The sequence below is a fragment of the Erysipelatoclostridium sp. MSK.7.34 genome, from assembly GCF_019041935.1.
Lineage (GTDB): Bacteria > Bacillota_I > Bacilli_A > Erysipelotrichales > Coprobacillaceae > Thomasclavelia > Thomasclavelia ramosa.
On the sequence record NZ_JAHPYJ010000008.1, the window covers coordinates 99,727 to 120,968 of the forward strand.

The 21,242-nt window shown below is 32.2% G+C and carries 20 protein-coding genes; 13 read left to right on the top strand and 7 right to left on the bottom strand.

The window, feature by feature from the left end; all coding sequences use genetic code 11:
- Nucleotides 1-4: 4 nt before the first annotated feature.
- Nucleotides 5-478: a GAF domain-containing protein gene (locus tag KTF99_RS07575; protein WP_029480065.1), complete on the bottom strand. Its 474-nt coding sequence runs from the start codon at nt 476-478 to the stop codon at nt 5-7.
- Nucleotides 479-560: 82 nt separating this feature from the next.
- On the opposite strand from KTF99_RS07575, the gene KTF99_RS07580 reads away from it, so the two are divergent.
- Nucleotides 561-1,079 (top strand): hypothetical protein, encoded by a 519-nt coding sequence (locus tag KTF99_RS07580; protein WP_008791709.1) that lies wholly within the window; start codon nt 561-563, stop codon nt 1,077-1,079.
- 62 nt (nt 1,080-1,141) lie between these two features.
- Here the strand turns inward: KTF99_RS07580 and KTF99_RS07585 are convergent, their stop codons facing one another.
- On the bottom strand, nt 1,142-2,455 hold the full coding sequence (locus tag KTF99_RS07585) for an amidohydrolase (protein ID WP_003537713.1): 1,314 nt from the start codon (nt 2,453-2,455) through the stop codon (nt 1,142-1,144).
- Between the two features lie 117 nt (nt 2,456-2,572).
- A complete protein-coding gene (locus tag KTF99_RS07590) occupies nt 2,573-4,894 on the bottom strand; it encodes a cation-translocating P-type ATPase (RefSeq protein WP_217215511.1) in 2,322 nt (773 codons plus the stop codon).
- 212 nt (nt 4,895-5,106) lie between these two features.
- On the opposite strand from KTF99_RS07590, the gene KTF99_RS07595 reads away from it, so the two are divergent.
- Complete coding sequence (locus tag KTF99_RS07595) at nt 5,107-6,447, top strand: citrate synthase (protein ID WP_003537715.1); 1,341 nt, start codon at nt 5,107-5,109, stop codon at nt 6,445-6,447.
- Nucleotides 6,448-6,505: 58 nt separating this feature from the next.
- Here the strand turns inward: KTF99_RS07595 and KTF99_RS07600 are convergent, their stop codons facing one another.
- Entirely contained in the window at nt 6,506-7,570 is a 1,065-nt protein-coding gene (locus KTF99_RS07600; RefSeq protein WP_003537716.1) for a branched-chain amino acid aminotransferase, read from the bottom strand.
- Nucleotides 7,571-7,812: 242 nt separating this feature from the next.
- On the opposite strand from KTF99_RS07600, the gene KTF99_RS07605 reads away from it, so the two are divergent.
- The gene (locus KTF99_RS07605) at nt 7,813-8,223 is read left to right on the top strand and encodes a PTS sugar transporter subunit IIB (protein ID WP_008791711.1); all 411 of its coding nucleotides are present in this window, start codon (nt 7,813-7,815) and stop codon (nt 8,221-8,223) included.
- Nucleotides 8,224-8,245: 22 nt separating this feature from the next.
- Here the strand turns inward: KTF99_RS07605 and KTF99_RS07610 are convergent, their stop codons facing one another.
- Nucleotides 8,246-8,776, bottom strand: a complete 531-nt coding sequence (locus tag KTF99_RS07610) for a cysteine hydrolase family protein (RefSeq protein ID WP_003537718.1) — start codon at nt 8,774-8,776, stop codon at nt 8,246-8,248.
- Nucleotides 8,777-8,890: 114 nt separating this feature from the next.
- Between KTF99_RS07610 and KTF99_RS07615 the strand changes: the two genes are divergently transcribed.
- From KTF99_RS07615 to KTF99_RS07655, 9 genes are all read left to right on the top strand, one after another.
- Complete coding sequence (locus KTF99_RS07615; protein WP_003537719.1) at nt 8,891-9,223, top strand: ArsR/SmtB family transcription factor; 333 nt, start codon at nt 8,891-8,893, stop codon at nt 9,221-9,223.
- Nucleotides 9,224-9,236: 13 nt separating this feature from the next.
- Entirely contained in the window at nt 9,237-11,708 is a 2,472-nt protein-coding gene (locus KTF99_RS07620) for a heavy metal translocating P-type ATPase (RefSeq protein WP_029480060.1), read from the top strand.
- Between the two features lie 100 nt (nt 11,709-11,808).
- On the top strand, nt 11,809-12,609 hold the full coding sequence (locus KTF99_RS07625) for an MBL fold metallo-hydrolase (protein ID WP_029480058.1): 801 nt from the start codon (nt 11,809-11,811) through the stop codon (nt 12,607-12,609).
- Between the two features lie 10 nt (nt 12,610-12,619).
- A complete protein-coding gene (locus KTF99_RS07630) occupies nt 12,620-12,856 on the top strand; it encodes a FeoA family protein (protein ID WP_003537724.1) in 237 nt (78 codons plus the stop codon).
- On the top strand, nt 12,846-14,858 hold the full coding sequence (gene feoB / locus KTF99_RS07635) for a ferrous iron transport protein B (RefSeq protein ID WP_217215512.1): 2,013 nt from the start codon (nt 12,846-12,848) through the stop codon (nt 14,856-14,858). Before KTF99_RS07630 ends, feoB begins: the two co-directional genes overlap by 11 nt.
- Nucleotides 14,859-14,908: 50 nt before the next feature.
- Entirely contained in the window at nt 14,909-15,550 is a 642-nt protein-coding gene (locus KTF99_RS07640) for a lactate utilization protein (RefSeq protein ID WP_008791714.1), read from the top strand.
- Between the two features lies 1 nt (nt 15,551).
- Nucleotides 15,552-16,967, top strand: coding sequence for a 4-alpha-glucanotransferase (malQ, locus tag KTF99_RS07645; protein ID WP_003537728.1), 1,416 nt, complete (start codon nt 15,552-15,554; stop codon nt 16,965-16,967).
- A gap of 1 nt (nt 16,968) precedes the next feature.
- Nucleotides 16,969-17,478, top strand: coding sequence for a flavin reductase (locus tag KTF99_RS07650; RefSeq protein ID WP_003537729.1), 510 nt, complete (start codon nt 16,969-16,971; stop codon nt 17,476-17,478).
- A gap of 51 nt (nt 17,479-17,529) precedes the next feature.
- On the top strand, nt 17,530-18,225 hold the full coding sequence (locus KTF99_RS07655) for a DUF421 domain-containing protein (RefSeq protein ID WP_003537731.1): 696 nt from the start codon (nt 17,530-17,532) through the stop codon (nt 18,223-18,225).
- A 46-nt stretch (nt 18,226-18,271) separates the two neighbouring features.
- Here the strand turns inward: KTF99_RS07655 and KTF99_RS07660 are convergent, their stop codons facing one another.
- Entirely contained in the window at nt 18,272-19,048 is a 777-nt protein-coding gene (locus tag KTF99_RS07660; RefSeq protein ID WP_003537732.1) for a type III pantothenate kinase, read from the bottom strand.
- A complete protein-coding gene (gene coaBC, locus KTF99_RS07665; RefSeq protein WP_003537733.1) occupies nt 19,042-20,229 on the bottom strand; it encodes a bifunctional phosphopantothenoylcysteine decarboxylase/phosphopantothenate--cysteine ligase CoaBC in 1,188 nt (395 codons plus the stop codon). The genes KTF99_RS07660 and coaBC overlap by 7 nt, the downstream gene beginning before the upstream one ends.
- A gap of 340 nt (nt 20,230-20,569) precedes the next feature.
- Between coaBC and KTF99_RS07670 the strand changes: the two genes are divergently transcribed.
- On the top strand, nt 20,570-21,121 hold the full coding sequence (locus tag KTF99_RS07670; RefSeq protein ID WP_008791715.1) for a DJ-1 family glyoxalase III: 552 nt from the start codon (nt 20,570-20,572) through the stop codon (nt 21,119-21,121).
- Nucleotides 21,122-21,242 lie beyond the last annotated feature (121 nt).

Here is a 21,242-nt window from a genome sequence, read left to right on the forward strand (position 1 = left end):
GAAACTATTTTGTTTCTTCCTTTATTCGTTTTAAATGTTTAATAATTATGTGTGCTAATTTTTCTAGCTCTTCCTGGTCATCAGGTTGAAACCGTGCAAAACAACGAGAATCTAAATCTAGAACGCCATACAAGCTATTATCTATAATCAACGGGATAACAAGTTCACTGTTTGTTGCGCTATCACAAGCAATATGACTAGGAAACTGATGAACATCAGGAACACAGTAAGTTTTAAGATTTGTTGCACAGGCACCGCATACACCTTTGTTAAAGGGGATGAGTGTACAAGCTGTTTTTCCTTGGAATGGACCTAAGATCAGCTGATTATCTTGGCAAAGGTAAAAACCAACCCAAGATATATCAGAAAAGACTTGTTTGATAAAGGCACTTGCATTGGATAATAAACTTATTTCATAATTAATATTTTCTAGTAATGCATCTAATTGTTGTTCTTTCATAAAAATCACCAAATTCATTATACATGATTTTTATGATATTTTGTTTAAAAAAAATAATTTTGGTGAAAAATATAGATAGATAAGTTAAAGGAGAATAGATATGAAACGTATTTTAAAATCAATATGCTGTTTATTGTTATTATTTGCAATGAGTTTTTCGATTGTTGGATGTTCAAACAATGATGATACTAACAAAGATAGTAATAACAATACTACCACTAATGAATCAGATGAGGATAATGGATTAGAGGGAATTGATAGTAGAGTTAAAAATAAATTTAGTAGTGACTATAAAGTTAATCGTGATGATGTAAATGAAGCAGTAAATTATATTCGCGATAATATCGATGATGTTAAAGACAAAGAGGTTGCGAAAAAGCTTTACGAACATGGTAGTTATTTAGAAATGGCTGCAGATAAGGGAGAAGTTGACGATGATAATTCAATTAGAGATTTAGGGATCAGCACAAAAGAATACGCTGCAAAAGTTTATAATGCTAAAGATGGAGAAGTTGATGACATTATAGCTGATGCTAAAGTTCGATTTGATCAATTTAAAACCGATCTTGATAGTGGTGTGGATACTGCAGTTGATAAATTTATGGATTTCTTTAAATAAGGGCACAAATTGTGCTCTTTTTTAATTTAAAAAGTGATAGAATCTTGATTCTATCACAAATATTAATCTTGATTTAATAAATAGTAGGCAATGCTACTATAGACAGTTGTTCCTGTTAACAAAACATCTTCATTAAAGTCATATGTACAGTTATGAGGTGAAGCGACTAGATCAGTTGTCAATTTCATATAAGTGCCTATTCCGCCATGTGCTTGGACAGTGGCAATCATATAGGAAAAATCATCACTACCGTCTAGCGGGCTTAAATCCTCTTTGGCAACTTTAATATCACCTAAATGATCGATACAAATATGGCGAATTAAATCCATCATTTTTTTATCACAGTCAAGCGAATAAGCTTTTCCCATCTCGTTTATCTCTACAATGGTATCGTGCATTAATGCTGCTCCTCTAATAACATCCCGAGCATAAACTTCCATATAATTATTCAATTCTGTAGTGGCGCCACGTACTTCGATTTCTAATTTAGCTGTTTCTGGGACTACATTTCTTCCTGTTCCTGCTCTAATTGTACCAACATTGATACGGGTACAACCATCACTATTACGTGGAATTGAATGAAGATTTAGGATACATGAAGCAGCAGATAATAAGGCGTTTTTGCCGAATTGTGGCATTCCTGCAGCATGAGAAGAAACACCATGATAGGTTACGTCAAGTTTTGTTGTTGCAAATGTTTCGTTCATTCCCAAATAAATATCATAATCTTCCCCTTCGACCTGCTGCCAAATATGACCCGCAAAAATATAATCAACGTCATCAAGAATTCCGCTTAAAGCAATACTTTTAGCGCCACGTACACCTTCTTCAGCAGGCTGAAAAATTAATTTGATTGTTCCATGTAGTTGTTCCTTTATTTGTGCTAGTATTTTGGCCACAGTTAATCCCATGGCAGTATGACCGTCATGACCACAAGCATGCATAGCACCAGGATTACAAGAAATAAAGCCATTTTTACCAGGATTATGATCTGCTGAATCATCTTCAGTAATGCTAAGAGCATCTATATCAAAACGAATTGCTACAACAGGTCCAATTCCGTTGTGCATTACTCCAACGACCCCGGTAAAACCATTCTTTACTTTTTCTATGTAATAGGGGTCGGCTCCTTGAAGGAGGGCACGATTGTAATTTAAAGTTAATAGGCGTTTACTTGGTAATCCCATCCGGAACTCTTCACGCATAACTTCCTTGCCAACTGAGACTTGGTACCCTAAACTATCAAGTCTACGGGCTACTAGTGAAGCAGTTCGCATTTCTAACCAGCCGCGCTCAGCATATTTATGAAAATCACGTCGAGTTTGAATTGTTTCTTGGTGGTATTGTTGTGCCAATAATTTTATTTTATTATACATAATATACCTTCTTCCTTTATTCTATTCTATCAATATTTATGTTATTTTGGCAACAATAAAGGCTAAGGAAAATCCTTAACCTTTTGACAATCTCTTTTTTCGACGTTTTTCAAGAAATTATTTAAATATTTTTATATATTTAAATAGTTCAGCAGACAAGTCAACAATAATTGATGAAAACGCAATTAATCCTAATAGTATCATTAGCCAGTTAAATGAAACGCCTGTTAATTCTAAAATTGACTGCCCGATCATCATTGAAATATAGTAACAAAATTGAGTTGAATAAATAATAAACTTGCGATATTTAGTTAGTGGTCTATATATCTTTAAAAGAGCTATTGTATAATTCCATCCTGTAAATAAAACACAGACAGTTGAAAGCATGTTAGGATCATAATTCAAAGCAAGACCAATATTTGTAATTAAAGTAGCTCCTATGGCAATTGTAAAAGCAGAAGGGAAAGACTTTTCTAAAACGGTTTCTAAAAAATTTCCTTCAACTCGTGCAAAGTTAGCTTCATATGTCAAGAAGAAAGTTGGTATTCCTACACCACATGCGCTGATAAGTGATAATTGTATTGGCTCAAAAGGGTAGGCTTGACCAAAAAAGATAGTTGAAATAGCTATGAGAGCAGAAAATATAGTTTTAATCAAAAACATAGATGCTGACATCGTAATATTATTAATAACGCGCCGTCCTTCATCAACGATATGAGGCATTGCATCAAAATTGTTATCAAGCAAAACTAGATTAGCTGCATTTTTAGCTGCATCACTTCCTGATGCCATTGCAATAGAGCAATCTGCCTCTTTAAAAGCTAGAACATCATTGACTCCATCTCCAGTCATTGCAACAGTGTGACCCTGTTGTTTTAAGGCAACGACCATAGCCTTTTTTTGTTGCGGAGTGACTCTCCCAAAGACCGAATATTTATTTAAAGCTTCTGCTATTTCTTCAGAAGTTGAAAGGGTAGTTGCATCAACATAATGGTGGGCATTATTCAATCCAGCTCGTTTCGCGATAGATGAAACTGTAATCGGATCATCACCAGAAATAACCTTTAAATCAACACCTTGCTCGTTAAAATAAGCTAATGTTTCTTTAGCGTCTTTCCTAATTACATCACTTAACACAATAATACCTAAAGGCTCTAAATCGACAGGCAAAGCTTCATTACTCATTACTTCATCAGTATGTGCCAAAACTAAAATACGATAGCCTTCACTAGCATAGTCAACACATTTTTCTTCCAATTCTTCATTTCCCTTTGGAAATAAAAACTGATAAGCTCCAATATAATATGTACCACGATTAAAATAGGAGGTACCACTATATTTTCGATCAGAACTAAAAGGGATAACAAAATATGGATTAAAATTAGTTTTTGTTTGATAATGCTCTTTTAATGCTTGAGCAGTGACATTAACATCTGTTAGAGAATGCATTAAGTTTCCAACGATTTCACTAATATCAACATTGCTCATTTTAACATCAAATTCAACTTTCATTGTTCCTTCAGTAATAGTCCCGGTTTTATCTAAGCATAAGACATCAACACGTGCCAAAGTTTCAATGCAAAATAATTCCTGAACTAAAGTATTCTGTTTTGCTAATCGTAAAACACTTAAGGTCAAAGCAACACTTGTAAGCAGCACTAAACCTTCTGGAATCATTCCTAGTATAGCAGCAACGGTACTAACGATTGAGCTGTTAAATGTTTGATTTCCATAAAAAAATTGCTTTAAAAATAATAGACCGCCAATCGGTAAAATAACGATGCTTACATATTTTAAAATTTTATTTAAACAACGATTTAATTCAGAATTATGTTTCTTTAAACGTTTTGCTTCCTGTGTAATCTGATTCATATAGTTATCATCCCCAACGTGAATAACTTTACAAATTCCTTTACCAGAGGTAATAAAGCTACCGGAATACAAAGTATCGCCATTTTGTTTTAAAACAGGATCTGATTCACCAGTGAGCAGTGATTCATTAGTCTCCATATGCCCATCAATTAAAATACTATCAGTTGGAATCTGGGCTCCTGTAGTTAAGACAATATAATCATCCAGAACGATCTGATCAATATCAATTTCTTTTAATTCATCATCACGAATAACTTCAACGTGTGAGGTAGTAAGAATAGATAGGCGATCTAACGTTCTTTTCGCTTTAATCTCTTGATATATTCCAGCGATCGTATTAATAATAATTACTAAAATAAATAGTGTATTTTTATATGAACCAACAAAAAGTACTAAGCCGAGTAAAGCAGCATTTAAAATATTAAAAAAAGTAATTGTATTATTTAAAAAAATCTGTTTATAAGATTTAGTGATTTTATTATCGACCGTGTTGATTTTACCATTACTTATACGCTGATTAACTTCAGCGGTTGATAAACCATGATAATCTTGATTATTTATTTTCATATAATTCTCCTCTTTAGAATATTTTAACTTAATTATAATGATTAAACAATAAGTTAAAATTAATCATCTCATTAATTTTACTTAAGAATATATTAAATGATTCTAAAGTTAATTGGACAACTTGTTATTGTATACAATTTGTCACAAAGATTGTATACAATCAAAAGAAGAAGTGTTATAATAAAACTACTTAAATTTATGGGGGTGCTTATATGAGTCAATTTATTGATGGTTTTATTGAAAAAGCAAAAGAAAGTAATAACAAGATAGATAATGAATTATATTCAAAATTTGATGTAAAAAAAGGATTACGGAACGAGGATGGTACTGGGGTATTAGTAGGTTTAACCAAGATTGCTGATGTTGTAGGGTATAAAAAAATTGATGGTAAGAAAGTTGACTGTGATGGGGAGCTTTATTATCGTGGAATCGCAGTATCAGACATTATCAATAAACGCGAACCGCATCAACGCTTTTTATTTGAAGAGACTTGTTTTCTGATCTTGTTTGGCTATTTGCCAAACAAAGAGGAATTAGAAAATTTTAAAAAGGAGCTATCTGAGCGTTATGAATTACCACCGCATTATTTGGAATCTAAAATTCTTGGGTTTCCATCTAAAAATTTAATGAATAAATTACAACAGGAAGTTTTGATGTTATATTCGTATGACGAGGATCCAGATAATATTAGTCCTTCATCAACAATGTACAAAGGATTGAATCTAATTGCTAAAATTCCTTCAATTGTTTGTTATGCATATCGTAGTAAAGTGCATTATTTTGACAAAGAAAGTTTATATATTCACCAAATTAGGCCAGATCTATCAATTGCAGAGAATATCTTATATTTATTGCGTGACCATAAACACTTCACACCTAAAGAAGCTGAAGTACTCGATATGTGCTTAGTTCTGCATGCTGATCATGGTGGTGGTAATAATTCAACGTTTACTAATGTTGTAATAAGTTCGACCGGAACAGATATTTATTCGAGTTTTGCTGGGGCAATTGGTTCTTTAAAAGGTCCTAAGCATGGTGGGGCAAATCTTGCTGTAATGAATCAAATGAAACTGATAATTAATGAAATTGGTCTAGATGCAAGTGATGAACAAATTAATGAGATCGTCGAAAGAATTTTAGATAAACAATACAATGATAATAGTGGATTGATTTATGGGATTGGTCATGCTGTATACACGGTTAGTGATCCGCGTTGTGTTATTTTAAGACAACAATGTAGCGAACTAGCTCTTGAAAAGGGGCGAGAAGCAGAATTTGATTTCTATTATCGTTTTGAACAGGCTGCTATTCAGGCAATAAAAAATCGTAAAGGAATTACTGTTTGTGCGAATGTCGACTTTTATAGCGGACTAATATATGATATGTTGTGTATTCCAACAGAACTATATACATTGATGTTCGTAGTTGGTCGAGCAGTTGGATGGTTAGCTCATAATATTGAAAATAAATTATATTCAGGACGGATTATTCGTCCCGCTGCTAAATATGTTGGAGAAACATATGAATATATACCTATGAATAAACGAAAATAAGAACATATCGATGTTCTTATTTTTATATTTATAAGAAAAAACTGGAGTGTCTCCAGTTTTATTTGATGTGACGAACCCAACCATATTTATCTTCTAAACGACCCCACTGGATCCCGGTTAAAGTATCATATAATTTTTGTGTCAAGTCACCAGTTTTAAAATCATTGATAATAACTTCTTCACCTTTATAATAAAGTTGACCGACAGGGGAAATTACAGCTGCTGTTCCAGTTCCAAATGCCTCTGTCAATTTACCATTGCGACCAGCTGCCATTAATTCATCGATACTTAATTCACGTTCTTCGACTTCATATCCCCAATCTTTAAGAATATGGATGATAGAATCACGAGTAACTCCTGGTAATACTGAACCTTCTAAAGGTGCTGTAACAACTTTACCATCAATTACAAACATTACATTCATTGTTCCTACTTCTTCGACATATTTGCGATGTACACCATCAAGCCAAAGAACTTGAGTATAACCATGAGATTCTGCTTTTACTTGAGCTGCAATACTGGCAGCGTAATTACCACCACATTTAGTGAATCCAGTGCCACCTTTAACGGCTCTTACATATTCATCTTCAACCCAAATTTTTACAGGATTTACACCTTCAGGATAGTAATTACCAACTGGTGATAAAATGATAATAAAAGTATAAGTTTTAGCAGGATGTACCCCAACACCAGCTTCACTTGCAAACATGAATGGACGAATATATAAAGAAGTATCTTTTGCAGTTGGAATCCAATCCTGTTCATATTTAACAATTGCTTCAACCGCTTCTACAAACATTTCTTCAGGTAATTCAGCCATGCAAATACGTCTATTTGAATTAATCATTCTTCGAGCATTCATTTCTGGTCTGAATAAAGTTATGTTACCGTTAGGATCACGATATGCTTTTAAACCTTCGAAAGTCTCTTGGGCATAGTGAAGTACCATTGTAGCAGGATCCATTGGAATTGGTGCGTATGGAACGATGCGTGCATCATGCCATCCTGTTCCTTCTGTATAGTCCATCATAAACATATGATCAGTAAAATAATTTCCAAAACCTAAATTATCTTGATTTGGTTTTTCTTTTAGAGTTTTCGCTCTTTCAATTTTGATTTCCATTATTAAACAACCCCCTTAATTTATTTATAAGTATACTCTCATTTAGCTAGTGATACAAGATAGAATTTATCTAATAAACTATGATAATGTAACTAATTATGTTCTTATCCTAAAAAAAGCAATTAGTTTGTTGGAAACGAAGATTATATGATAAGATATATAGTAGTATAAATATTTGCAGAAGTTAAAATTCTAAGGCCATTAATAGTTATGAATAGTAAATTATAAAGGAAGGAATAGTTATGTTGAAAATATTAATATGTTGTGGCGGAGGATTCTCTTCTAGTTATGTAACTGAGAGAATGAAAAAAGAAGTAGTTGAGAAAGGATTACAAGAAGAGGTTTATCTTGAATTTTATCCGTTTTCTCTTGTTAAAGAAAAAGAAGCTGATTTTGACATAATTATGTGCTGCCCTCACTTAAAAATTTATGTTGAACGTCTTTTACAGGAGACGACCATATCAGTTCCAATTTATCTGTTACCGCCTAAAATGTACGGTTTTATGCAATTAGAAGAAATAGTTGCAGATGCAAAAGATATAATTGAAATTTATCGGACGTTCCCTAATAATCCAGTTCATTTTCCTGGTGAAGAGAAATTATTACGGATTACTCGTGGTGTTGCATATCGAAATGTTAATAAAAAAAGATAGCTGTTTTAAATCTTCAATACAGCTATCTTTTTTTATTAATAATTTTCATATGTAAATTTTCCATAATATCAATTGATTTCTGTTCAAGAAGGGGGTCGTTGCTTGCAATTCCTAAACAATCAATAATGATAGATGCTTCGGGTAAGGCCGCTTTAATAATTATTGCATTAGATATTACACAGATATTTGAAACGACACCGACTAAAGTAATTTCATTGTATTGTTTATTTTTTAAATAATTACCTAATGCTAATGAGCCAAAAGTTTCTTTTATTATTTTTTTATCATTTTTTGCTAAATCATGGATTTTTCCATATAATTGCCATCCTTCAGTGTTTTCAAGACAATGCGCAACAGGAAGATTTTTTCCTTCTTGGGTAGTTAAATAATTTTTTTGATGAGTGTCATAAGTAAAAATAACATCATCGTTGTTATTATGGTATTCCTTGATAAGATCTGCAAGATAGTCTTCCAAGGCCACTGCTTCCTGGAATCCTAAACTACCATTTACAAAATCATTTTGATAATCAATCACTACTAGTAATTTTTTCATGTGAATCCTCCATACTTTTTAAAATATTTTATCATTATTGATTGACAATGTAAATATATGGATATATAATCATATTGTCATATGAATAAATATTCATACGAAAGGAGATAAGAAATGGATAAAGTAGTAAACGAAGCTATTGTTAATAAAGTTGCTGCAGCATTGCCGGAAGAGGAAATTCTTTATGATGTTGCTGAGTTGTTTAAAGTTTTTGGTGATTCAACTAGAATCAGAATTATTTGTGCTTTGTTTGAATCAGAAATGTGTGTATATGATTTAGCGGCGTGTTTAGATATGACACAGTCTGCTATTTCACACCAATTAAGAATTTTAAAGCAAGCAAACCTAGTTAAATTTAGGAGAGATGGGAAATTGATGTATTATTCACTTGATGATGAACACGTTAAGCAGATATTTGACGCTGGGTATAAACATGTAATTGAGTAAGGAGAGGGTATTTATGAAACTTAAGTATAGTTTGAAAGGTTTAGATTGTGCTAATTGTGCTCAAAAGGTTCAAGAGCGAGTTAGTAAACTTGAAAATGTTAGAGAGTGCAGTGTTGTGTTCGCAACGACAAAAATGTTTGTTGAAACAGATACTGATTTGTTTGATGAATCAAAAATTGTTGAAGCTGTTAAAAGCGTTGAACCGGATGTAGAAGTAATCAATTTATCAAAAAATGGTCAAGATTATAATGTTTCTAATAATCACGAAGAATGTAACGGTGAACATGATCACAAACATCATCATGATCACGAGAAATGTGGCTGCGGACACGAGCATGAACATCACCATGATCACAAGGAATGCAGCTGTGGACATGACCATGAGCATAATATTGAATCAGTTCAACATGGTGATTTAAAAGGTGCGATTAATATTAAAATCAGTGGATTGGATTGTGCAAATTGCGCTATGAAAGTTGAACAAGCAATTAATAAAATGAATGAAATCGATGAAGCAATGATTATTTTTTCTACTGAAACACTGAAAGTAAAACCTAAGACATCGATTGCTCAAAATGAATTATTGAAAAAACTACAAAAAGTAGTTGATCAAGTTGAAGACGATGTGACTTTGACATTAAAAGATGAAATTAAAGTAGTTGAAAAACCAAAATTATTTGTTCCTAAGGAACATCTTGGGTTAATTGGTGGAACCTTAGTTTATATTGCTGGTATTATAGCGGGCGAGTTTGATTATGCAGCAATTGTTTATGGAATTGCATATTTATTAGTAGGGTATAAAGTTATATTAAAAGCATTAAAGAATATCAGGCGTGGTGAGGTTTTTGATGAAAATTTCTTAATGTGTATTGCAACGATTGGGGCATTTTGTATCAGTGACTATAAAGAAGCTATTGCAGTTATGTTATTCTATTCTGTTGGAGAAATTTTTCAAGCATATGCAGTTAATAAAACAAGAACTTCAATTAGTTCATTAATGGATTTAAAAAGTGATTATGCTAATTTATTAGTGGGTGAGGAAATAAAAAAAGTTGCTCCAGAAGAAATTAAGATTGGTGACGAGATTATTGTTAAAGTTGGTGAAAAGGTACCTCTTGATGGAGTTGTACTTGAAGGTGCTAGTACTCTAGATACATCTAGTTTAACTGGTGAAACACTGCCGCGTAATGTTAGCAAAGGTGACGAAGTATTAGCAGGCGTAGTTAATTTAACAGGAATTATTAATCTTAAAGTATCTCAGGTTTATGAAGATTCAACTGTTTCAAGAATTTTAGATTTAGTTGAAAATGCAGCTAGTAAAAAAGCTCCAATTGAACAATTTATTACACGCTTTGCAAGAATCTATACGCCAACTGTTGTATTTTTGGCTGTTGCACTTGCAATTGTTCCAATGCTGATTTTTAAAGATGCAGTATTTACAGATTGGTTATATCGGGCTTTAACTTTCTTAGTTGTCTCATGTCCATGTGCATTGGTTATTTCAATTCCATTGGGACTATATGCAGGATTAGGGAAAGCAAGTAAAGTTGGGGCATTAATCAAAGGCGGTAATTATCTTGAATTATTAAAGGATATTGATACTGTTGTGTTTGATAAAACTGGAACACTTACAGAAGGTAGCTTTGAAGTTGTAGAAATTAATGGTGCCGATGACTTATTGATGCTTGGAGCATATGGTGAAAGTATGTCAAATCATCCAATTGCTAAAAGTATTTTAAGAAAATATGGTCAAGAAATTGATCAAAAGCGAATTAGTGACTTTAAAGAGATAGCAGGTAAAGGTATTGAAGTTAAAATTGATGGTAAAGTATATAATTTAGGTAATAAATCTTATATTGAAGGTTTAGGAATTACAGTCAATAATCCATCTACAGTAGGGACAGTAGTGCATATTGTTTGTCAAGGTAAATATTTAGGTAATATTGTTGTCGCAGATAAAATAAAAGAAACTACTATTGAAGGAATCAAACATCTGAAAAAATATGGTATTAAAAATACTGTAATGTTGACAGGGGATCGTAGCGAAGTAGCCGAAGATATTGCTAAAAAAATTGGAATTGACACAGTTTATAGTGAGTTGTTGCCACAAGATAAAGTAATTCAAGTAGAAACTCTAATCAATCAGGGAGCAAAATTATCATTTGTCGGTGATGGTATTAATGATGCACCAGTTCTAGCTCGAGCTGATTTAGGAATTGCTATGGGTGGTGTTGGAAGTGATGCCGCTATTGAAGCAGCTGATATTGTATTGATGAATGATGATATTGTTACGATTGGTGAAGCAATCAGTATTTCACAAAAAACAAATAAAATTCTAAAACAAAATGTGACTTTTACATTGATTATTAAAATTGGAGTCTTATTATTAACAATGTTTGGATACGCCAATATGTGGATGGGTGTGTTTGCTGATGTTGGAGTAACATTGATTGCAATCTTAAATTCAATGAGAATATTACGATAATTGATTAGGACTGGTTAGCCGGTCCTAATTTTCTTTAATTTAAAGTTAGAGTCTATAAACTTTATTTGATATGGTGTATAATTTAGCGCGGAGGATATTTATGGAGAAGGTAATTATATTAGGAACAGGAAATGCAGGTGTAAAAAATTGTTATAATACTTGCTTTGCTTTGAAAAATAAAAATGAATATTTATTGGTTGATGCCGGCGGTGGAAATGGTATTTTAAAGCAGCTTGAACTGGCAAAGATTGAATTATCCCAAATAACAAATATGATTGTTACGCATAGCCACACTGATCATGTATTGGGAGTAGTATGGATTTTTAGAATGGTTGCAACCAAAATCAAAAGTGGTGAATATGACGGTAACTTCAACATATACTGTCATGATGAATTGGTTTCTACAATAAAAACAATTATCAAACTAACAGTACAAGAGAAACTCTATAATTTAATTGATGAGCGCATATTTATTAATGAAGTACAAGATGGACAAAAAATCACAATTTGTGAACATCTTGTGACTTTCTTTGATATTTACTCAACAAAAGCAAAACAATTTGGTTTTTCGATTGAATTAGATGATGGAAAATTGACATGTTTAGGTGATGAGCCATTCAATGAATTATGTTATCAATATGCTGTTGATTCAAAATGGTTATTAAGTGAAGCTTTTTGTTTATATCAAGAACGTGATTTTTTTAAGCCATACGAAAAGCATCATTCAACAGTAAGAGAAGCTAGCGAACTAGCACAAACATTAAATATCAAGAATTTGATTTTATATCATACTGAGGAAAAAAATCTTAGTCATCGTAAAAAATTGTACACTGATGAAGCAAAGCAATATTTTAATGGAAATATCTTTGTGCCTGATGATCTGGAAGAATATAGGTTGTAGGAGGAGTAACATGACACTAGATAAATTAATTCCAGGAATGAGTGGGAAAGTTACGATTGTTCACGGAGAGGGCTTATTGCGTCGTCGTTTGTTGGAAATGGGATTGACTCCAAAAACAGTTGTAAAAGTTCGCAAGATTGCACCGATGGGTGATCCTATTGAACTTTATTTACGAAGTTATGTTTTAACGATTCGTAAAGATGATGCAGCGATGATTGAAGTAGAGGTGATTAGTGATGCCAACTAAAACAATAGCTTTAATTGGAAATCAGAATTGTGGTAAAACAACTCTTTTTAATGCTTTAACTGGTTCGAATCAGCATGTTGGTAATTTTCCAGGTGTAACAGTTGAACAAAAATCTGGAACTATTAAAAAACATCCATCGATTAAATTAGTTGATTTGCCAGGAATATATTCATTAACACCATATACAATGGAAGAAATCGTCTCAACTGATTTTTTGATTAAAGAAAAACCATCAATGATAATAAATATTATCGATGCGACTAGTATTGAACGGAATTTGTATTTAACAATGCAGCTTTTAGAATTAAATATTCCAATGATTTTGGCGCTGAATATGATGGATGAGGTTATTAGTAGTGGTAATAGCATTGATGTAGAAGGATTACAACAGGCGTTAGGAATACGGGTTATTCCGTTATCAGCAAGTAAAAATGAGGGAATTGAAGAATTGATCGAGGCTATTGAAACAACTCTAAAAGAAAATAACTGTTCACATTTAGATCTTTGTTCAGGTGAGATTCACAAAGCGATACATTCAATAACCCATTTGATTGAAGATAATGCAGTTAAGGCAAAACTACCAAAACGTTTTGCCGTTACAAAAATTATTGAGGGTGATAAAGATATTATCAGGCAATTACATCTTGATGTTCAGCAACTTCATATTATTAAACATATTATTGAGGATATGGAAGAAAAGGAAGGCTTGGATAAAGATGCGGCCTTAGTGGATATGCGCTATCAAGTAATTGAAAATATCACACGACAAACTGTTTTTAAAGAGCAAGAAACTGCGGGTCAAGTACGTTCTGAAAAAATAGATTCTATTTTAACTCATAAATATTTTGGAATACCAATCTTCATTGTCGTTATGCTAATGATTTTCTTTCTGACCTTTAATGTTATTGGTGCACCGTTACAGTCATTAATGGAAATAGCAGTTAATTTTATCGGGAGTACGATTATTACATTTTTAACTAATCATCAAGTTGCACCTTGGCTAATTTCGCTACTGCGAGATGGAGTAATTGCTGGAGTTGGAAGTGTTTTATCATTCTTGCCGTTAATTGTTGTATTATTCTTTTTTCTATCGATGTTAGAGGATAGCGGATATATGGCACGGGTAGCTTTTGTAATGGATAAGCTGTTAAGAAAAATAGGTTTATCTGGTAAATCTTTTGTTCCGATGTTAATTGGATTTGGGTGTTCTGTACCTGCAATTATGGCTTCACGAACATTATCGTCTCAACGTGATCGTAAAATGACAATTATTGTGACACCATTTATGTCATGCAGTGCTAAATTGCCAATATATGGGATGATAATTGCAGCTTTTTTTAGTACGAAAGCACCACTGGTGATGATTACTATATATTGTATTGGAATTTTAGTTGCAATTTTTTCTGCATTATTATTAAAAGCGACAATTTTCCCTGGTGATCCAATTCCTTTTGTAATGGAATTACCAAGTTACCGAATCCCAACAGCTAAAAATGTGATTATGCATATGTGGGAGAAAGCAAAGGATTTTTTAAAAAAAGCTTTTACAATTATTTTTATTGCATCTTTATTAATTTGGTTTTTACAAAGCTTTAATTTTCGTTTTGAAATGGTCACTGATAGTTCAAAAAGTATTTTAGCTTACATCGGAAATAAACTATCATTTATTTTTGCACCTTTAGGATTTTCTGATTGGCGCTTATCGACATCTTTGATTACTGGAATAACAGCAAAAGAATCGGTTGTCTCAACCTTATCTGTCCTTACTAATTCAAGTAGCCCGGATGCTTTATATCATGCTTTGAATACTTTACTTACACCAGCAAGTGCATTTGCTTTTTTAACCTTTACGGTATTATATATGCCTTGTGTGGCTGCTTTTGCGGCAACAAAACGAGAACTTGGTTCTTGGCTACAGGCAATCTTGACAGCAGGTTATCAAACAGGAATTGCTTACGTAGTTGCTTTTATTGTTTATCATTTAGCTTTATTGATTTCTTGATTGACAAATAATATAATTATAAATAGATAACCAATGAAAGGACTTACATTATGGATAAAAATTTAGGAACTATTATTAAAATTAAACAAGATGGGATGATCAAAGCGTTTGAACAAAATAATATGCAAATTACTTTTGTTGATAACTTTGAACAATTACATAATTATTTAAAAAAATATTTATGTAATCACAAAACAGTTGCCTTAGGTGGTTCGATGACTTTATTTGAAACAGGAGTAATTGATTTAATTCATCAATCTGATGTTTTATTGCATGATCGCTATCAAGAGGGATTAGAGCGAGAACAAATGCAGGAAATATTCAGAAAAGCTTTTACTAGCGATTTATTTATAACGAGCACAAATGCTCTAACTACAAATGGATGTTTATACAATGTTGATGGAAATGGAAATCGTGTTGCAGCTATGATCTATGGTCCAAAAGAAGTTATTGTAATCGCTGGGAAAAATAAGATTTTTGATAGTGAAGAAGAAGCAATCAATCACATTAAATCAATTAGTGCTCCCGCAAATGCTGTTCGTTTAAATAAAAAAACACCATGTACTAAAACAGGGACATGTATGAATTGTTTATCAGCAGATAGAATATGCAGCAGCTATGTCAAATTGGGGTATCAAGGTAACATTAATCGAATTAAGATCGTTATTGTTGATCAAGATTTAGGTTATTAAGATGAAGAGTGGAATTTTATTTCCTTTATCAAGTTTTCCTTCAAAACATGGGATTGGTGATTTAGGAAAAGAAGCTTATAAGGTCATTGACCAGCTTGCTGCAAATAAAGGTCAATATCTTCAAATTTTGCCATTTCATCCTTCTACTCAAGCTAATTCACCATATCGTGCGGTAAGTACATATGCCGGAGATGAAATCTATATTAATTTAAACAGTTTAGTCGAAAATGGGCTGTTAGATGAAGTACCTGAATATTATTCTGAAACATCAAATGTTGATTACGACAAAATCAGAAAATTTAAGCATAAATATTTATTATTGGCATATAACAATTTTAAGGGCAATGATCAGTACGATCGTTTTTTAACTAAATGCCCTTGGGTTTTTGATTATGCTCTCTACTGTACGTTTGCTTCAATTAATAAAAGTTATGATTGGGCATCATGGCCGACTGAATTTAAAGATTATCCTAAATATCATCAGGTAAATTTAACAAAATATACAGAGCAGATTGCTTACTATCAATTTGTTCAATTTATTTTTTATCATCAATGGTTTTCATTTAAAAAATATGCTAATGATAAAGGAATCAAAATTATTGGTGATATGCCATTTTATGTTGATCACGGTTCAGTCGAAGTATGGTTGGATAATCAGTCATTTTTATTGGACGAAGCGGGTTATCCAACAAGTGTTGCTGGTGTTCCACCCGATTATTTTAGTCCAACTGGGCAATATTGGGGAAATCCTCTTTATGATTGGAAATATCTAAAATTTAATAAATTTAAATTTTGGACTGATCGAATTGGCTGGGCTAGTAAGATCTTCGATATTACTCGTATTGACCACTTTCGAGCATTTGATTCGTATTGGGATATTCCTGTTGATGCACCAACAGCGATTGAAGGAAGTTGGAAATATGCTCCCGGCTACGAACTATTTGATCAATTATATGCCTCTCTAGGAAGTATTGATTTAGTAGCAGAAGATCTAGGTTATCTGCGTCCTGAAGTTATTGAATTAAAAAATCATTATCATCTCAAAGGAATGAAAGTTTTTCAATTTATGTTAGATGATGGTTTTAATGATCTTGAACATTCATATTTTTATCCCGGAACTCATGATAACGAAACAATCAAAGGATGGAGCGATAGCCTTAATGAAGAAGCATTGAATAAAATAAAGAAAATAGTTGATGAAAAACTGCCGCTAAATTTAGCAATTATTAAATTCTGCTTACATTCCAATGCCAGTGATGTAATTGTTCCAGTTTGGGATTTGCTGGAAGTAGATAATGAACAACGGTTTAATATTCCGGGAGAAGTTAATGATACCAATTGGACTTATCGTGTATCAAACATGAGTTTAGTTGAGAAAGCTTTTAAATTATTTAATAAACTAAAAAGTGAGGATTAAAATGAGTTATAAAAAAATAGATGTCAATGAATTAAGTTTAAATCCGTTTAAAACAATCGGAAAAGATTGGCTTTTAATTAGTGCTGTCAAAGATGGAAAAATAAATACAATGACTGCCTCTTGGGGTAGCGTTGGAGTGATCTGGAATAAAAATGTTGTGACTGTGTATATTAGACCACAGCGATATACTAAGGAATTTGTAGATAGTGCAGATTATTTCACGTTAACTTTTTTTGATGGCTATAAAAAAGAATTAGGGGTTCTAGGTTCAAAATCTGGACGTGACAGTGATAAAATAAGAGAAGTTGGTTTTAATGTTGAGATGATTAATGAACAGCCTTTATTCAAACAAGGCACAATGGGAATGGTTTGTAAAAAATTATATCGGGGTAAAATTGAACCAACAGGGTTCATTGATGTTTCTCTAGATGTGAAAAATTATCCAGATCATGATTATCATTATATTTATATTGGTGAAATAGAAAGTATTTATGTAAACGAAAAAGATTAATCTTTTTCGTTTATTTTTGCATATTAAGGACATACTTTAATTGGTGAGAATATGCAGATATTAGAATATATAGTTGTCCCTGTTATATCATTAGCAGTTCTATTTGGAATAACAAAAATGATGGGATATCGACAAGTTAGCCAATTAAATATGTATGATTATATAAATGGAATTACAATTGGGAGTATTGCCAGTGAGCTAGTCATGGGTGGGTTTGATAATATGTTAAAGCCGCTTATTGCTATGATCGTATATACAATTGTAATAATTATCCTTTCCAAACTAGCAAGTACTTCTTTAACGATGAGAAATATTATTGACGGGCATCCGGTGGTTTTATTTGAAAATGATCAAATATATAATGAAGAATTGGAAAAGGCTAAACTTGATGTTGATGAATTTTTAATGCAATGTCGAATAGGGGGCTACTTTGATTTAAATGAATTACAGATGGTTGTATTAGAAACAAATGGAAGCTTAAGTTTTTTTCCAAAAGAAAAATATCGTCCTACTGTGGTCAATGATTTAAATATTAAAATTAATAAAGTTAATCCGCCGACTTTATTAGTTAAAGAAGGAACGATTTTTCATGAAAATTTAAAATCAATTAATCATGATGTTGATTGGCTTGAGCGGGAACTAAATGTTTTAGGAGTACCGTTATCAGATATTATTTTAATGTATCAAGAGGATAATAGTAATCTAGTTGTATACACTATTAATGAAATTGAAAAAAAATTTAATTAATGCGTGAGTTGAAATTTAGACAACAAATAGGAAGTATTATTACTTCCTATTTGTTATTTTTTCGATATTTATCATAAATGATTTTCAAACCTTTAAAGGTTAAATCAGGGTCGTATATATCAATTAAATCGGTTTCATTAAAAATAATCCGACCTAGTCCACCAGTAGAAATAACTTTAAGTTTCTCATTATACTCGGCTTTAATTTCACGAATAATATTTTCAGTTAATCCAATATATCCATAGATTATTCCAGCTTGCATACTAGATACAGTATTTTTGGCGATTACACTTTTAGGTTTTTTGATTTCAATTTCTGGTAATTTTGCTGCCTGACTAGATAGCGCATTAATACTAATGCCAATCCCGGGAGCTGTTGCACCGCCTAAAAAATCACCATCTTTACTTATTACATCAAAAGTAGTCGCAGTTCCAAAATCGATTACAAGGCAAGGGCCACCGTGAATGTAATATGCTCCAGCAGCATCAACCAGGCGATCGGCTCCTAATTCTTTAGGATTATCGATTTTAATTCGGATTCCTGTTTTAATGCCAGGACCAACAATAATCGGCTCTTTATTAAAATATTTTTTAATCGAATTAGTAAATGAATACATAATTTTAGGTACAACTGAGGCAATAATAATGTCTTCAATTTCATCAACTAATATGCTAGATGCCTGCAAGAAACTTAGCAGCATAAATCCATATTCATCAGAAGTCCGTTCTAATTTTGTTGTTAGACGATAATTGTCAATAATTTCATCTTTATCAACTAATCCCATCGTAATATTTGTATTTCCAATATCAATTACAATTAACATGAATGACTCTCCTTGATTTTTATTAATTTTTTTAAGATTAAATCACTTAATTCATCTTTAGACATAAGTTCAATTGATTGTACGTCATTTTTACTAATAAAAGTGACTTTATTAGTATCTTTTTTGAAACCAGCACCATTTTCATTTAAATTATTAGCAACTAATAAATCACAATTTTTACGTTTGAATTTATCCTTAGCATTTTCAATTAGATTTTGTGTTTCCATTGCAAAACCGCAAATTGTTTGAGTTGTTTTATGAGCGCCTAAATAAGTAAGAATATCATCATTTTTAACCATCTCCAAAATTAATGAATCTTCATGCTTTTTTATTTTATTAGTAGCAATTTCTTTGACCCGATAATCACCTACAGCAGCGGCTTTAATGATATAATCTTGTTTTTCATAACTTTCTTTGACGGCTTCAAACATAGCACGGGCAGATTTAATATTGATTACTTCAACTCCATACGGAACCCTTAAATCTGTCGGACCACTAATCAGAGTTACTTTAGCACCTAATTGATAGGCGCGTTTTGCCAATGCATAACCCATTTTTCCGCTTGAATGATTAGTGATGTAACGAACTGGATCAATCGCTTCTTGAGTTGGACCGGCAGTTACTAAAACACGTTTATGTTTTAATGGCTTAGGACTTAAACAATATTCAACCATGTTAATAATATCATCAGTATCAGCTAATTTTCCACGGCCAACATCTCCGCAAGCAAGTAACCCGTAGCCAGGCTCAACAAATTTAATGCCATAAGTTTTGCATCTTTCAATATTACGTTGCGTTGCTAAATTGTCATACATATTAACATTCATTGCTGGTGCAATCAGCTTAGGACAAGTAGCAGCTAAAAAGGTTGAAGTAACAATATCATCGCAAACACCATTAGCAATTTTACCAATAATATTAGCTGTTGCAGGGACAATGATAAAACAGTCTGCCTTCTTTGCATAGCTGATATGTTTAATTTGATAACCTTGATCGTCAAAGTCATCGACCAGAACAGGTTTGTTGATTAAAGCACCAAGAGTTAGGGGACTGATAAATTTTGTTGCATTTTCAGTCATAATTACTTCAATATCATAATTTAATTTTTTTAAAGCTCGAACTAAATCACAAGTCTTATAAGCAGCAACACTGCCACTAATACCTACAATAATTGTTTTCATATTACTTCCTTTCTATCTTTGAACTATCTCAAATTTGATTAATAATTTAAAAACAATTCTAGTATCAATCATGCTTCATCACCATCTTTTATTCATTGGGAATGAGCTTGGATTAAATACTAGAATATATAATAATTAACTTTTCTATATTTCATTTTGCCTCCACTACCGTTCTTCCTAGATACAGTGTCAATCATGATTTATAAATGATTAATGATGAGCGATCATCACTAAATGATAAAGCCATTATATTACTTAATGAATAATAATTCAATCATTTAAATTGTACCTTTTGTCTGATTGGTGCTAAAATAATAAAAAAAGAAATGGAGTGAGTTGAATGAAAAAAGTCGCAGTATTATTTCATGATGGATTTGAAGAAGTTGAAGCTTTAAGTGTTGTAGATATTATGCGTCGAGCAAATGTAGAATGCACAATGGTAGGAATGGATAAATTAGAAGTCACTAGCTCTCATCAAATTAAAATTAAAATGGACCAAATCTATGATGGGTTAGATAACTATGATGCAGTTGTTATTCCTGGAGGAATGCCTGGGGCAAGTAATTTAAGAGATGATTCACGGGTTATTGATCTTGTTAAACAATTTAATCATGATGGTAAAATAATTGGAGCAATCTGTGCGGGACCGATTGTTTTACAGGAAGCAGATGTTATTAAAGGAAAAACCGTAACTTGTTATCCAGGTTTTGAAGAACAGTTAATTGGTTCTAATTATCAAGAAGCACTTGTCCAAAGAGATGAGAATATTATTACTGGAAAAGGACCAGCAGCAGCTCTAGCTTTTGGGTACACATTGCTAGAAGCACTTGGGTGTGATAGTAGTGTGATAAAAGAGGGAATGCAGTATACTTATTTAGAAAAAAATATTTAATCAAATTACTTTAAATGGTAAATGAATAGGATTATAATATTACTGTTAAATAAGGAGGAAAATGATATGGCTAAATTTGTATGTTCTGTATGTGGATATGTTTATGAAGGAGATGCAGCTC